Below are 17,205 nucleotides of genomic sequence, written 5' to 3'. Positions count from 1 at the left end.
TCACCTTTTATTAGCAAACCAAATATTGAATTATCTCTTAAATAAACTTTTCTTACATAAATTCACTAATATTAAGCATTTCATAATAAATAACATGCATTTTAATCTTATTTGTGATGAATTAAAAAAAATTTAAATAATTATAATTAAAAGAAGCCTAATAAATATTTTTTTTAAATTTATTTGCTCATTTATGCTCTAATTAATAAAAATTTAAATATGACTTGTTAAAAATATTGTTATTGAAGGGGGATGTATTATGAAACAAAAAATATTAATAGTTGGAATTTTGCTAATTGCAGGTTTACTTTTAGCTTCTCCTGCATCAGCAGCTACATCAGTAGATAAAAACACGCATAATGTGTACAGCACTAAATTTCATTGTTATGGGTCTATGACATATGTTACTTACAAAATTAGTGCATCTCATTATAGAACCTATGTTTATATTAAATATAAGAATGGGAAGGATGGAAAGTTGCAGATTGATTTAACTAAGCCTTCATCTAATAAAATCAAAATGACTGTTCTTCAACGTACTGACTGGGGTAATTCATATAATACAAAATATATCTACACTTCTTGGAGCGTTTACAAGTTCTATTTCTCCTATTTTAAATATGTGTTAAGATCAATGACATCTTAACCATTCTAAATTTTTATTTTTTTAAACTCGTAAAAATTAAGTAATTGCCATTAATAAGATATAAATCTCAAGGAATGCTTATTTATATGCTTTATAACAACTTAATTTTTAAAATAATTAACTAATACCATCATAATTTTAATTTATTTATTATATATTCTATTTTTTCAAAAATTAAACCATATATATCATATAAACATGAATAAATAGGTAAAATTAAAATTAACCCTATTAATAATCTTAAATAGTCTTCTTTGAAACTTTTTTCAAATATAGAAAAGAGTAAAATATATTACATCTGCAAATAAATTTAATACTTAGCTAAGAAAAGCGTATGGGTAATGGTAAATAAAAATTCACAATCGAGATTTATTTAGAATTATATCTTGGTGTATCCATGTACGTAATAGTAATGGGCGGGGGAAGAGTAGGACTTAACTTATCATCCTTTTTAATTTCAGATGGGCAGGACGTTACACTCATTGAAAATAACGAAGAATTATGCTCAAAAGCTGCTTCAGAATTGGATGCTATGATTATCTGTGGTAACGGCACCGATACAAAGACACTTGAAGAAGCAGATATAAAAAGTGCAGATGTTTTTGTGGCAGCCACTGGAAATGATGAAACAAACCTGCTGGCATGCATTCTTGTTAAAGATTACAATGTTTCTAAAATTATCACCAGAATAAGCGATCATACCCATGCAAAAGCATTTAAAAATGCAGGTATTGATTTTGCGATAAGTCCTGAGCTTACTGCGGCCAGTTACCTTGAAAAAATAATATTACGGCCAAAAATAGCAGATCTTGTTGTTTTAGGGAAAGGGGACGCAGAATTACTTGATGTTAGTGTAGAAAATAACAAAGTTATTGGTAAAAAAATAGGTGATATAAGTCCAACCAAGGACTATATCATAGTGTCCTTGCATGAAAATGGGAAGATAACAATTCCAATGATGGATACTGTCCTTGAAAGAGGATTTAAAATCTCGATCCTTGCAAAAACAGGGTCTATAAAAAAAGTTATAGATTTATTCACATAAAAAAGATGATATACATTTAAATATGATTTAATAAGGTTAAATGAGTTAAAATAAATGATTAAATACATTAATGCCTAAACTTTTAAACAAGTCATAAAATCCAATGTATAAAATGAAAACATACCATATTATCATTATAAACTTCTTTTTTCTGGCTTCTTTTTTATAAAATTCATGGAGCATATAGTAAATTGCCCAATATAATCATAAATATACTTATTAATAAAAAATAATAATTCAGATATTTACTTTAAAAATTTGTATATAAATATATTCAAGCTAAAATCATTAAAAATTAAAATACATTCTCAAAAGAAGATAAAAATAAGATATCAGGTTAATTAATTACAGTATACTCTTAAAAAATCATAAATATGTGAAAGGAGTATAGCAAAGAATCTAAATAATAAATGGATTACAATTCACAAACAAATGAATCCATAAATCATATCAAAACTGTAAAAATCCCAAATAAAACAGATGCAACTAAAATAAATAATAAAACCGTTATTTTAGACAGTGAAACTGCTTCTGTAATTTTTTCAGTTGTTAATGGGCTTAATTCATCCCCTATCTCATAATAACCTATTTTTTCAAGTTTAATATCAAGAGCACCAGCTGCTGCAGCCATAGAAAATCCTGAATTTGGGCTTTCTGGTTTTCTTGCATCTCTTCTCATTATATTATATGCATTTTTCCAGTTTAACCTTAAAAACACAGCTGCAATTACAATAAAGACCCCTGTAATCCTTGCAGGTATAAAATTCAAGACATCATCTGACTTTGCAGAAAACCATCCTATTTTTATCTTTTCAGGTGTTTTGTAGCCCACCATGGCATCAAGTGTATTTATAACTCGGTACACAACAGCCCCCGGAACTCCAAATATAAATGCATAAAACAGGGGAGCTATAATAGAATCTGTAATGTTTTCAGTGAGCGTTTCTATTGTTGCAGATACCAGATCTTCTTCATTAAGTTCCATTGTATTCCTGCTTACAAGAAAAGACATTGATTGTCTCGCTTTTTCAATATTATGATCTATATCATTTTTCATATTTTCTGCAGAAGTTAATAGGACCTTAATTGCAAATGTAGTCGATAAAATTATAGAAGAAATCAAAATGTATAGTATGTAATTGAATGCTGACAGATGGAGTAAGACATAGGTTGCAAGTGTAAAAATGATTACAACCAGGAATGTTAAAATTATTCCGGAAATTTTACTTCTGTAGCTGGTGAGATATCCACTTAAAAAATCTATCAATTTCCCCATCCAGACTACAGGGTGTATTTTTGCAGGTAATTCTCCAAATATGACATCGATGACTATTGCAATTATGATTATGAATATAGTTAGTTGAAGATACATTGAATTCCTCTAGGCCATTGTTAAATAAGATGTTATAACTAAAGATAGATGAAATTATTGTTAAATAAATTACAGCTCTGTAAAAATTATCATGTATTTATGAAATTATTTTTAAACTTCATGTAGTTACCCTAAACATTACACTTGAACCATGAAATATTTAATTTCTTCAAACTTTTCCACAAGGCTCAAATTATAGAAAACTCCATTATTATGATTTCACGATTTAAATTTCCCTTTTTAATACAAGATCTGGTGGAGTTTCAGAGGAAAAAAGTGAATTGTGAAGCGGGATACGATGAAAAACTCTGTCATTATTCTAAATTGTTAAATTAACATATTGCAAGATTTAGAGAGCATAACATGCATTTCAAGTGTAAATTTGTACTTGAAACTGCCTCTGTGATTTGACATGTTTACTAACACTGAAATATAATTCATTTTATTAAATTCAAACGTAGTTTTCACTTGAAATTATCTATTTAACATAATTCTCCTAAAATTTTATTGATTTACACTTGAAATACAACTGTTAGTTACAGAATTCAATAAAACATTTGAATTTACACTTAAATTTAACTGAACTAATTTTAAGAGTTATATATTTTAAAATTTACACTTGAAATCAATCTATTTAGCATAAAACAATAAATTTTTTGATTTATACTTTAAATACAACTGTTAAGTACATAAATTGATAAAAATATTAAATTTACACTTTAAACTTAAGCCTAATAATTTTAAAAGTCGTATAGTTAAATTTTACACTTGAAACGTGCCTATGCAAATTAATATTAATAACTTTTATCGATTTACACTTGAAACTTAACTCTAAGCGCTAAATTGATACTATTAATAATTTTACTACTTTAAACACGGTTTAAATGATTAAATGTTGTATTTTAAGATATTACACTTAAAATATATCTATTTAAAGTAATTACAACATATTTCCTTCATTTAAAGTTAAAAAGTATATTTATATGTCAAACATGATAAAAAAGCTAAATTTACATTTTAAACTTGACTCTAAGCGCTAAATTTATAATAATGTTAATTTTAACACTTTAAACATTATTTAAATAATTTTAAATGTTATATTTTAGAATATTACACTTGAAATGTATCTACTCACCCTAATTTTGATTATTTTTGTTGATTTATACTTAAAATTAGTATTTATGTGTTAAATATAACAAAGAGATTGAACTTACACTTGAAAAATAACTAAACTAATTTTAACAAATGTATAATGATTTTACACTTGAAAAATAACTAAACTAATTTCAACAGATGCATAATGACTTTACACTTGAAAAATAACTAAGCTAATTTTAACATGTTTACAATGATTTTACACTTGAAACGCGACTCTATTTACTTTAACATGTTCAATACGCTTAAAAAGAAGCTGTTCAAATCCATTTTATTACTCATTATTGCTTTTTAACTATAAATTGAAGTTTACATGTTGAAATTACAAAAAGCTAAACTTACACTTGAAAGGTAACTAAGCCAATTTTAACAAATTTATATCGTTTTTACACTTGAAATAAAGGTTATAGTAAATAAAAATGAAAAATTTAAATAAATTATTTTTTTACTAAAAATTTTATAAAAAGACAAATTTTAGGTTACTTTTTCTAAAAAATTTCATTATACAAATTTTAATATAATAAATAGATTTTTTAAGCATGGATTAAATATGAGTATACTATTAAAGTACAAGTTACACTTGAAACGCAAGTAGGTGTTAAAAAATGTCAAAAATTGAAAGTAAAGTTCAAAAATGGCTCTCTGATGAAGGTCTCTTCAGACAAAAAGTTCCTGATGACAATACAAATTTTCACTTCATGATAAATTACCCTGAAGGCCATGTTCTGGACATTATTCAGCCAAAAGGAAAAGATGACATGGTTTTAATTGCATGTGCAACTAATGTAAGTCCAGAACATCAAACTGAGATTAAAAAATTATCTAGTAAAAAAAGAGAAGAATTTATCTGGGATATAAGGTTTCTTTTAAATAATCAGTTCGTTGATTTCCAGCTGCAGCATCCAGACAATATTTTACAGAATTTTGTAATTACAGAAGAAATTTTTGAAGATGGATTGAACAAGGACAGGTTAATTTCAACTGTAAAAAAGATCTTCAGGGCCAAGTTACAGGGAATCTGGAAAATACAGAGAGAATTCGGACTTGGCGAAGAGAGTCAAGGAAGTATTCAGCAGGATAACATGTATGTATAACTCTTAAATTCATTTTTTAAGAGATATAAACTTTTTATTTTGATTTTAGCGCGTTTTATATAATTATAACTTAATTATAATCATTTATATGTATTTATAAGTTAAAATATTACTATAAAACTTATAAATACATGATTTATGTATTTTTTCTGGTTTTTTACTGTATAAACATACAATCAACAAGAAGTATTGCAACAAAAATTAAAACAGATATTACACTTGAAATAGATGTCATGAAACTATTTACTAACTTAAATAATAAAACAAAGGTAGCAATCTATTACTTATCATGAAATGGATAGATCAGAATAAAAAAACATCAAAATAAGTTAATTTTTAAATTTTAATACAGTTGAAATTGTAGTCAAAATAAAACAAGTTTAAGGTATAAAAACAAAAAATACAATCAAGTTTATGGTTAAAAGATTATAAACAATCTGAAATTTAAATTATATTCATGAACATTTTATTAAAAGATTAAATCTAAATTTTAAACATTGAAACACATACTTAACAAAATACACTTGAAACATAACTGTTTTAAGAGAAATCCAACACTGAAAACAAATACAAAAAATGAAAATTATTTTTTAGATCGCATATTACAAAGCAAGACATGCATTTCAAGTGTAAATAATTTCTCAAAAATTAATTTTTAGTAAGTAAGACATGCATTTCAAGTGTATTATAAAATAAGCTTTGTAAAGTAAAAATTTTTTATTGGTTTTAATATCTTTTTTTCATAAAACTACTTTAAAAAAAATGTAAATTTCAGTATATCTTCTTTAATTATTAATTTAAGTCATAAAAATACCTTTTATATTTATTTTAAGGTAAAAAATTTGATTAAGACACAATATAGAGTCAATAAATCTTAATAAATTTATTCAAACCGTTTAAATTATATAAACATTCATACTAAACAAATTAAGATTAAATATCCTATTTAAATTATATTTATCAAGCTTTACTATGGTTTTTATATCAAAATATTAAATTATTACCTTTTTAATGGAAAATACTTATTTACAGTTGAAATATATGTTATTTAAAGATCTATGTAAAAAAAACATTTAAATTCATTTTAACTGATTTTTTAATTATAAATAATATTTCAGGTATTTAATTTATAATGATTTACAGGTTATAATATCAATAAGTAAAGTTAATATATCTTTAATGACAAAAGTACCGTTTCGTAGTTTTATTTATTTTAGGATATAAAAGTAAAATATAAGCAGTGATTTTAATATAAAGTTTTTTATAGTAGATAATAGAATAAATCATTTAATTTTATAGGACATTTAAATTAAACATTGATGAGACATTATTTATATCTATTTTTATCCGATTTAAAGAATTAATTAAGAAATTAATATTATATAACAAATTTAAATCTATTTTCAGGCCATAATAAACTTTAAATAACAGCTATAAATTTTAAAAACTCTAATTTATTTTTATGTTTAATATATGGTTTATCATGATATCAATTTTAATAATTTGAATTATTTTTAAAATTTAAAAGGTAATTTTTCAAATTGATATTAAAATCATTATAAATTGTATCTACTGTTAAAACTACATAGATCCAATCAATAGTTTTGTAATTTACCTATTCTGATTTTATACATAAATATTCAGTATAAAGGAATGAAATTAAGCTTTATATAATCTATAATCAGTAAATTTTATGTATTTTCAAATTATAACAAGCATATTACATTTTACACCTAAAATTTGATTATTAAGTATATAATACAATACCCAGCTATATTTACACTTGAAATATAACTTTATTAGTTATAATGATTTTATTACAGTTTTACACTTGAAATATATGTTGTAATAATCTAAAAAATATAATAATCCTGTATTATCACTAATTATTTAGATTATGTCTTAGTACTTTTAATTGCCACAATGACTGCAAGTGTAACTACTAATTAACAGCAAGAACTAATTTGTTTTCATTAAATTGAAATATTTCCAGATATATTTCAATTTATATCAAATGTATTTACACTTATTTTCTCTTATTAAACTTATATTTGACATTTATACTTTTAATAAAGTTGTAATATGCTTAAAATATTCAAATATGGCTTAAATAATCATTGAATATAAAATATTTTTAATTACTATATATTAATTAATAAATTAGAACTTTTAAAGCAATTATTTTTAATTTAATTATACTTAAGCTGTTTTTATGATTATACCCTAATTAAAAAGCTTTAAAAATTTTGTTTTATTTCTAAATATTAATAAATCAATTTTAAAACATTTAAAATGCTTTATTTCCTATATTTTAACTGTTACAAGTGTATTATAAAAAAATAGGCTTAAATACTATTTAAACATAAAATTGAGTTAAATTTGATATATTTAATTTAACTATTGTAAATCATGCTAAATTTACTATTTTAAAATTACAGTTGAAATACTACTGCTCACATTAGTTTAGATATATATTTACACTGGAAAGGCTACTGGTATCTGCAACTTATGTTTATTTGATTATAGTGTCTTTGCATTATAGTTCTGCTTCAGGTTAAATTGTACTTCTGCTGTTTATTTTTATACATTTCTAATTTTGAGTTACACTTGGAATATTTAAAGTCACATTAATACTAAAAACCAGAAATAAAGTGAAATATCATAAATTTCACGTATATTTTAATTATTAAATTAGAAATAAAGTAAGATATCATCAGTTCATGAGTATCAATTAGCAAATTAAAACTTTTAAAGTGGACTATTTTTAATTTAATTATATCTAAACTGTTTTTATGGTTGTACTTCAACTAAAATAAAGTATTCTTCTTTAAAACTGTGTAAAATCAAAAGAAGGAGATGTTAAACTTGCACAGAAATTTACAGGAAACTGTGAAATATTACCTGTTGTTAACTTTATCTATTTAATTAAATACTCATTAATTTTATATCTAATTTACACTTGAAATACTACTGATATTTATTTTAACTGCTTTATAATTTTGAATTATAGTTAAAATTAGCTAATATATCATATTAGTACATTTTTTATTAATTAATATATCCAACTTATATGCACTTTAAAGCTACATATATAGCATTATTAATATATTCAAATGCTTTATAACTTAGAATTAGACTTGAAGCAGTACTAATATTTTTAATTGATTCATAATCCAAAATTATACTTTTAATAGCATTTATATTTATTATAATATGTTTAAATTTCTAATATTCTTAAATTAGACTTTAAATATTACAGATGTGTTTATTAAGTTTATAATTTTAAATTAAAGTTATTAAAATATGTTTAATTAGTTTTTATTTTTAAGTTAGACTTTAAATAGTATATAAATGTTTTAATTAGTTTTAGTTAGCTTGAAAAGGTATATTTTACATTAATTGATTTAAATAACTTTAAATTACATTTAAACTAGATGTTAAACTTTAATTGATTTATAATTTTGAATTATATTTGTAATATTGATGTATTTTAAATAGATCCCTAATTTTGAGTTACACTTGAACTGGTACTGGTATTTAATTTAATTAAGTTATAATCCTGAACTAAACTCAAAAATGTTGTATATTTTCTTAATTAGCTTGTAATTTTGGTATTATACTTAAATTAACACTGATGTAATTCAATCAGTTCCAAATTTTTAATTATACTTAAATTAATATAGATCTAATTATAATCTGTTCATAATTTTGAATTATTTGAAATAACACTGGTATTTGATTATAATTTTGAATTAAACTTGAACTGGTATGTTTTACGTTAATTAATTTAACTACTTTAATTAATTAAAAAAGTGCTAAATTTACTTTAATTGATTTTATACCCTTAAATTGTTCTAATAACAGTATTAAATTTATTTGATAATTTTTATATCTTTAAATTATCTCTTTAGAATTATTTTTAATCTTTTATAATCTAGTTTTAGACCATTAAGTTACCTTTAAAATATTATTAAACTTAATTTATTTACTTTAATGACATTATACTAGTAAATACACTTAAAATAGTTTAAATTTACTTCAATTTAAATTTTATACCATTAAATATCATCAAATAGTTTAGATTTAGTTTAATATATTTTATACTCTTAAATTCACTTAATCTTTTTAATCTAGTTTTAAACCATTAAATTACCTTTAAAACATTATTAAATTTGATTTTTTCATTTTAATAATGTTATACCTTAAATTACTTTTAAAATACTATTAAATTTAATTTTATGCTATTAAATTACTTTTAACGTATTATTAAATTTAATTTCTTTGATTTAATAATGCTGTGACATTAAATTAATTTTAGTCTTTTATAATTTAATTTTAGACTGTTAAACTATCTTTAAAATATTATTAAATTTGATTTTTTTAATTTAACAATTTCATATTCTTAAATACCTTTAGAATAGTTTAGCTTTACTTTAACTGATTTTATACTATTAAATACCTTTAGAATAGTTTAGCTTTACTTTAACTGATTTTATACTATTAAATATTTTTAGAATAGTTAGACCTGTTTTAATTGATTTTATATTCTTAGATACACTTAGAGTAGTTTAGATTTACTTCAATTAGATTCTATATTCTCCAAATTACACTTAGAGTAGTTTAGATTTACTTCAATTGATTTTATACTCTACAAACTATCTTAATATTAATTTACTCTATTAATTTTATACTCTTAAATTACACTTAAAATGCCTTATTCTATTTAATTTAAATTTTAAAATAATATAAACATTTATATTGTTTTTATACTCTTAAATTACACTTAAAATAATATTTTGAGGCATGTAAACTGTTCTAATTTTTTATTTAAATATTTAATTATGAATTCCTGGCTTTTCTTGAATTACACTTGAAACACTACTATTATTTAGATCTATATTAAATGCAGAATATAGTTGAAATATTTTTATTTAAAGTAAATTTGAGATATTATTTCCATTTTATTTTAGTATAGTCCCATTTACACTGCATTTAAATATTAATACGTCTCAATTGTGGGATGTTTACAATAATGCAAATTTGTTTATGATCTTTGTACATTTGATACAGTTGAAATGACTCTCTGCATAAAATCATTCATTAATTCATGAATCAAATGTTACACTTGAAATGGATGTCCCTTACAAAATTAAAATTTCAAAATATCTTAGAGAATTATTTGTTTACACTTGAAATGTAGGTCTCATTATCTACAAATTAAATCTGATCTAAAAAATCAATTTAAATATTTTAAATTCAATAAATATTGGTTAAAAATGTTTTATATTAAAAAATATATTATTAAAATACTTAAATTTTATTTTAAAGTTGTGAAACTCTGCTTTTGTAATATATTAATAATTTTATTTTTTAAATTATTAAGTTTAATTGGCAGCAGTAGCTTCAAAATGTTTTTTACACTTGAAATGCATGTCCCTTGTTAAAATGAAAATTTTGCTTTATGGGTTTTTTACACTTGAAATGCATGTCCTTTTATATGGAATTGTAATACAAATAATATTGAATTTATTATTTTACACTTGAAATGCACCTCTCTGTTTGAACATTTATATGAGTTGAGTGACAATTTAATTTACTAGAGAAAGATTTCAAGTGTATTGATATTTTTCGATCATTCTTTTGAAGCTTGAAGTATTATTAATTAAAGGCTTCTTTTAACTATAAATAAGTGGTCAGTATGAACATCTTTGAAGAACTCGGTGAAAAAAACACTGTTTTTAAGTGCAAAAAATTTTTGGATCATAGATTTTTACCTGATAAGTTACCTCACCGTGAAGAACAGATCCGATCTGTTGCTAAATATTGGATTGAAGCTTTAAACAGCGTCACTCCACCAGATATAACTATTTACGGTAAGACAGGTACTGGAAAGACAGCAGTAGCTAAATTTACAAAAAAACAATTATTACAGATGGCAAAGGACAAAAATCTTAATGTAAGGGTAGAATATGTAAGATGTACTGATTACACAACTGAATATCAAGTTATAGCTCATTTATGTCAGCAAATGGGTCAAAACGTTCCTTACAGAGGTTGGACAAAAGCTGAAGTGATACAATCATTTAGAAATCTTTTTAAAAAGAATGTATTTGGAAAGGACCTTATTTTAATTATTCTTCTTGATGAAATCGATATATTATTGAAAAACGATGGTGATGGTCTTCTTTACACTCTTACAAGGACTGAAAATGTTGCAATCGCGTCTATAAGTAACTATGTTGATTTTAAAAAATTCATAAAACCAAGGGTAAAAAGCAGTTTACGTGATCGAGAGATTGTTTTCCCACCGTACAATGCTCAACAACTTGTTGATATCCTGGAAGAAAGGGCAGCATTGTCTTTTAGAGACAATGTCTTAAATGATGATGTAATTCCGCTTTGTGCAGCTCTTGCAGCAAAAGAAGAAGGGGATGCTAGATATGCTCTGGACCTCCTCAGGACTTCAGGTGAACTTGCAGATGAAAAAGGTTCTGACATTGTATTTGAGGATTATGTAAGGGAAGCAAAGGACCATATTGAGCATAACAAAGTTACTGATATCATAATGACTTTACCAAGCCAGCAGCAGAAAGTTCTGGAATCATTACTCTATCTTACTAAGAGAAAAGAAGAAATAACATCTGGAAGACTCTATGAAGTTTATAAAGAAGTTTCCAAGGGAGATTCAGTATCTTATCGTCGGATATTTGATTTTATAAATGAATTAGAAATGTTAGGACTTATTTCAACTAAAACAATCTCTAGAGGTAGGGGTAGAGGACGAACAAATATTATAGATTTACAGTGTGAAATTAATCTTCTTGAGGATGCTATGTGGAGTGCATAGTGTCATAACTTTTTATTTTATACTAACTAAAAAGAGTATTTTTTCTACATATCAATCTATTTTCACTTGAAATATATCCTACTTTAAAAAAGTGTTGACTAAACAGGCTTATTAAACTTATTTTCACTTGAAATGCATCTTAATTATATTTTAAAGCATCTATCTTAAGATTAATTAATGTTTAATATTTTAGAATTTTTAAAACAAAAAATAAATGATGTATATTAGTTAAATAGCCGTTCATGCCCAGAATGTTGTGTAAATAATATCGCTTCATTTTCGTGTGTCTGGTTAAGTAAATTGCATTTTTTTAAGATAAATCACATATAATCAATTAAAACTACAATTTAACGTGAAGTATAACTCATGCACCGGATCATGGACATGATCGAAATTAGTTTTATAGACTATTCATAGTTAATATAATTAACTGATTTTATTTAATCACAGACTTTAACAGAGCCATTCTAACAGGTACTCCATAAAAAGCCTGCTCAAAGTATCTGCCCTGCGGAGTATTATCCACATCATGTGATATTTCATCGATTCTAGGCAGTGGATGCATTACAATGGCATCACTTCCCTCTAAAAGCTTGGAAGTGATGGTATAAGCACCCTTAATTTTCAAATATTCTGCAGGATCAGGGAATCTTTCTTTCTGGATCCTTGTCACGTACAGAACATCTGTCTTATCCAGCACTTCATGGATATTATCAGTTTCGTACACGTCAACTCCACTTTTACTTAGGTCATGGAGAATTTCACGGGGCATTTTAAGTTCTTTTGGTGATACAAAGCTCACATCAACATCGAACTTTGCAAGTGCATATGCCAGGGAATGTACTGTCCTTCCATATTTAAGGTCTCCCACAAGTGCAATACGCAGGTCATCAATTCTTCCAAGGATTCGTTTCATAGTATAAAGATCAAGCATTGTTTGAGTTGGGTGCTGGCCGGCACCGTCTCCCGCATTTATTACAGGGACATCAACTATATTCGCGACAAAACGGGCAGTTCCTTCCATATTATGCCTTATAACAAGTGCATCAGAATATTCCCCTACTATCCGCACGGTATCTGTTAAGTTTTCACCCTTCGTTGCAGAACTTGTCCCAGCTTCTGCAAAACCAATTGTACTGCCGCCCAGACGTTTCATTGCAGCTTCAAATGAAAGCCTTGTCCTTGTTGATGGTTCATAAAAAAGCATTCCCAGCAGTTTTCCAGACAGCGCATCTGATTTTTTTTCTGATCTAGCGATAGGTTCCATTTCTTCGGCTAGTTTCAGGATATATTCTATATCTTTTCTGTCAAAATCCCTTATTGAAATAATATCTTTTTGATTGAAAGCCATAAACACACCATAACTGAACTTTTAAGATTATTCGTAGTGATTTTAAGTTTATTAATTTGAGAATGTAATTAAAATATTCTTATTTTCTTTAGATTCTAATCATATTTTAAGTTTATAGTGAATGACATGTGAAAATTCTATGAATTTTCACGGTTACGGAACTGTCAAAAATCGAAGATTTTTGCGGCCGAGGAAATAAATTTCCTCAGGCGTAGAAAAATGCATGGCATGCAAACACTTCGTGTGCGCTGTTACAAAATCGTAGATTTTGTAAACATTTTTCTCCAGCTTCGTTCCGTAAACATAAGTTTTTAAATGATAAGATAATTAGGTTACGTGCTTTGAATTTTTCGAATACTTAAAAATTTTAAGTCAAAAAATATTTGGTCATTCACTATACTCATACTACAAATTCCTTGCAAATGTCAAGTAACCAGTATGGCCAACAGCCCTTGTTTTGGGCCTAGTTCCTTTAGCCTTTACTTCAATTTCGCGTAAATTACACTCAACAGTATTTAGATCTGAAAAACCGAATTTTTTAAGCACTTTATGAAGTACCTGTACCTGTTCAATGTAAGGAGCATAAGTTGCAATATAGCCTCCGATTTTAAGAGCCTCTTTGGCATGTTCAACAACATCCCACGGCCTTGGTAAATCCAAAAATATTACATCAACATCTTTTTCTTCAATTCCTTCAGTGATATCTTTGCATTTAATATGCACGTTTTCAAGGCCAAAATTCTCCACGTTACGTTTTGCAATTTCTGTAAAATCTTCACGGATCTCGTATGAGTTTACTTCACCTTCTTTCCCCACTATATTTCCAAAATGAAGTGCTGTGGCCCCGGCTCCAGTTCCGGCATCAATTACCCTGTCGCCAGAACCCATACCTGTAAATGCTGTTATAATTCCTATATCTTTAGGTAATATTATTGAACATTTTCTTTCCATTAAATCAATATAATCATTGATATTTGCCTTTAAAACTTTAAATTCATGACCTAAATGAGTTTTAAGGATATCTCCTGGTTTACCATTTTCCATATCCTCTTTTGTTATAAAACCAAAGTTAGTGTGAAATTCTTCATCCCGGGCAATGTATTTCTTGCCCCTTTCATCCATTAAAATACGCAATATTTCCACTCCTCATGTTTAATAATATGTATTTTGAATTTAATTTAAACTGACTGATCCTTGGGGAATAAATGATCATTTAATCTATACTCTTATAAATCTAGTAAATAGTACTCTAATTTATTTTTATTTTTAGGGTACATACTTATTTACTTCTATAACTTTTCAGCGCTACTTTCAACTTATTTGACTTTGCAGTAACTAATGTTCATAGTTCAACTAATTCTATAAGCCTGTTGAATAATCATTATTCATTTTTTTATTCATTTTCTATGTTATCTTTTGATTCATCAACTTCTATGAGCTTTTTAGTTTTATTTTCACTGATTTTTCTAAAACCTGAACTCACCACATCAACTATGCTTTTGGCTATTTTATCCCCAATTCCTTCCACTGATTTAAGTTCTCCCTGTGATGCATTAATGATATTTTTCACAGAACCGAATTCATTGAGCAGTTTTTTAGCAGTAACTGGGCCAATATTTGGCAGTGACTCTACAATGTACAGCTGCTGTTCGTATAGTGTAAGTGGTTTTTTCTCAGTTCTGACCTGTACTGGTGATTTGTCCTGTATCTGTTCCCTTATAGCGATTCTTAAAATCATTGCAGCAGTATCTTCTTCAGATCTGGTTGGGATTATAGGAATACCGAAATCAACAGCTATAGATGATAGAGCTCCTCTTATTGCATTTGGGTTAAGGAGGGAAGAATACAGATCATCTCCTTCCAGTATAATCACAGGCTTCCTGAAATTTTCAACCAGTTCCTTTGCTTGTTTATACAGCCTTTTATCAATGATTGAGCCTACAAAGTCTTTTGCAGTTTTTCGCTCGATTCCAACTTCACCGCTTACCTGATAATCTGCTACCGGAAGTGCTTTAACTTCGATAACTGCATCTAACTTATCAAGTTCGCGTAAAACCCTGGAATTACCTTCCCTTGAATCTGCGTATATTAAAGGTTTTATAACTTTTTCCCCATCTTTTTCTTCTTCGCGGGGGAGCATTTTAACGATTTCATTTGGGGCTATATTCCGTTTAACTCTCTTGGAAAGCTGTTTTTTCATCCTATGCTCTTTATTAATACTTGTCCAGTAATAGGCTTCATCCCTAGTACCTTTAGTAATTAAAATGTACATTTTACCTTTGTTTTTTCTTCCAGTTCTCCCACGACGTTGTATCATTCTTATTTCTGATGGAACGGGTTCATAAAGGATTACAAGGTCCACTGCAGGTATATCTATACCTTCCTCGGCAACACTTGTGGATATTAAAACATCATAAACACCCATTTTAAAAGCTTTGATTACTTCTTTCTGCTTTTTCTGGGTTAATCCTTTTTCACCTTCTTTTGAAGCCTGGCCAAAAAATTTTACTGCATTAATTCCTTCTTCACCACATTTTTCATATATTCGATCTACTGTATCTCTAAACTGTGTGAAAACAATTATTTTGGAATCTTTGTTATTAAGTTCTTTTTTTAGAATATCGGCCAGCAATTGAAGTTTAGGGTGTTCAATTCCATTTTCATTCGCTTTTTTAGTGAGGCGAATTGCCTTTGAGAAATCTTCATCCATTAAGAGGCCTTTAGCAGCCTTTGTCCTTTTCTTTTTAAGCCGGTCAAAGTATTTGTCAAGCGTGCTTATTCCCTGGGTCTCAAGGAGTTCAACAGCGTGCATTGCATTTATAACTGCAGTTAACACTGAAACTGCATAATAACATTTTTTAGGTGGATTAGAACTCTGTGCAATTCTTTTTTGGGCAGCCCCTTTAGCTATTAAAACATCCTTTTTACCCATATTCACAGACTTTATAACACCCATTTTCTTAAGCGTGTTCAGCCTCGCCTTTAACACGGTATCGATACATTTTTTTATCTCTTTGAGCTCTTCTGTAAGCTCTGTCTTTATCCATTTGGTTTCTACTGGATTAAAGTATGGTGCAACGTCAGGATCTTCTTCGCTTTTAATGATCACATCATTTATAAAGAGATTTTCGCATACTTCATTAATTTTATCTTCAACAGACCCTGGAGAAGCTGTAAGTCCAAGCACCAGAGGATATTTACTTTGCTGCAGGTATTTACCTGCTAAATAAACGTAAGAATAAGATCCAACTCCCCTGTGGCATTCATCAAATACAACCAGTGAAACGTTCTCCATGGAATATCTGGATGATATTAAGTCAGATTCTATAGTCTGGGGGGTTGCACATATGACTTGATGATCGTTCCATCTTTTAATTCTCTCTTCCGGCTTCACATCACCAGTTAATGATGTTGCTGGGATGTTTAAAAATTCCCTGAAGCTTTCCTCGTGCTGGACAACTAAGGGCTTGCTTGGTGCGAGAATAAGAACTTTTGAGCCCTTGAAATTTTTGATCCGCTCTGCTGCAACTAAAACTGCTACTATTGTCTTTCCAAGTGCTGTAGGCGCTACTATCATAGTATTTCCTTTTTTAAGCACGTCTGCAGCTAGAAGTTGTTGATAAAGCCGTGATTCTATTTTTTGATCTTTGATTAGGGAGTGTTCTATCCACTTTTGCATGTTTCTATATTGGCCA

General features: G+C 26.9%; 8 protein-coding genes. 4 read left to right on the top strand and 4 right to left on the bottom strand.

Annotated features, from left to right (window positions below; genetic code table 11):
• The first annotated feature begins 259 nt into the window (after positions 1–259).
• Together EJ01_RS03990 and EJ01_RS03985 are read left to right on the top strand one after the other, a co-directional pair.
• Positions 260–646, top strand: coding sequence for a hypothetical protein (locus tag EJ01_RS03990; protein ID WP_048082178.1), 387 nt, complete (start codon positions 260–262; stop codon positions 644–646).
• 397 nt (positions 647–1,043) lie between these two features.
• Positions 1,044–1,691: a potassium channel family protein gene (locus tag EJ01_RS03985; protein ID WP_048082177.1), complete on the top strand. Its 648-nt coding sequence runs from the start codon at positions 1,044–1,046 to the stop codon at positions 1,689–1,691.
• 445 nt (positions 1,692–2,136) lie between these two features.
• Here the strand turns inward: EJ01_RS03985 and EJ01_RS03980 are convergent, their stop codons facing one another.
• Entirely contained in the window at positions 2,137–3,063 is a 927-nt protein-coding gene (locus tag EJ01_RS03980; protein ID WP_048082176.1) for a cobalamin biosynthesis protein, read from the bottom strand.
• A gap of 1,760 nt (positions 3,064–4,823) precedes the next feature.
• Here EJ01_RS03980 and EJ01_RS03975 point away from each other — a divergent pair.
• Positions 4,824–5,312, top strand: a complete 489-nt coding sequence (locus EJ01_RS03975) for a DUF2299 domain-containing protein (protein WP_048082175.1) — start codon at positions 4,824–4,826, stop codon at positions 5,310–5,312.
• A 5,698-nt stretch (positions 5,313–11,010) separates the two neighbouring features.
• Positions 11,011–12,159: an orc1/cdc6 family replication initiation protein gene (locus EJ01_RS03970; RefSeq protein WP_048082251.1), complete on the top strand. Its 1,149-nt coding sequence runs from the start codon at positions 11,011–11,013 to the stop codon at positions 12,157–12,159.
• Positions 12,160–12,595: 436 nt separating this feature from the next.
• On the opposite strand, the gene pyrB is transcribed toward EJ01_RS03970, so the two are convergent.
• The 3 genes from pyrB to EJ01_RS03955 form a co-directional block, all read right to left on the bottom strand.
• Positions 12,596–13,516, bottom strand: coding sequence for an aspartate carbamoyltransferase (gene pyrB, locus EJ01_RS03965; RefSeq protein ID WP_394296586.1), 921 nt, complete (start codon positions 13,514–13,516; stop codon positions 12,596–12,598).
• Between the two features lie 399 nt (positions 13,517–13,915).
• On the bottom strand, positions 13,916–14,644 hold the full coding sequence (locus tag EJ01_RS03960) for a tRNA (adenine-N1)-methyltransferase (RefSeq protein WP_048082249.1): 729 nt from the start codon (positions 14,642–14,644) through the stop codon (positions 13,916–13,918).
• Between the two features lie 259 nt (positions 14,645–14,903).
• Entirely contained in the window at positions 14,904–17,189 is a 2,286-nt protein-coding gene (locus EJ01_RS03955; RefSeq protein WP_048082252.1) for a DEAD/DEAH box helicase, read from the bottom strand.
• Between the last annotated feature and the right edge of the window lie 16 nt (positions 17,190–17,205).

Source organism: Methanobacterium veterum (assembly GCF_000745485.1).
Classification (GTDB): Archaea; Methanobacteriota; Methanobacteria; order Methanobacteriales; family Methanobacteriaceae; genus Methanobacterium_D; species Methanobacterium_D veterum.
This window is presented reverse-complemented; position numbering and strand designations above follow the sequence as displayed.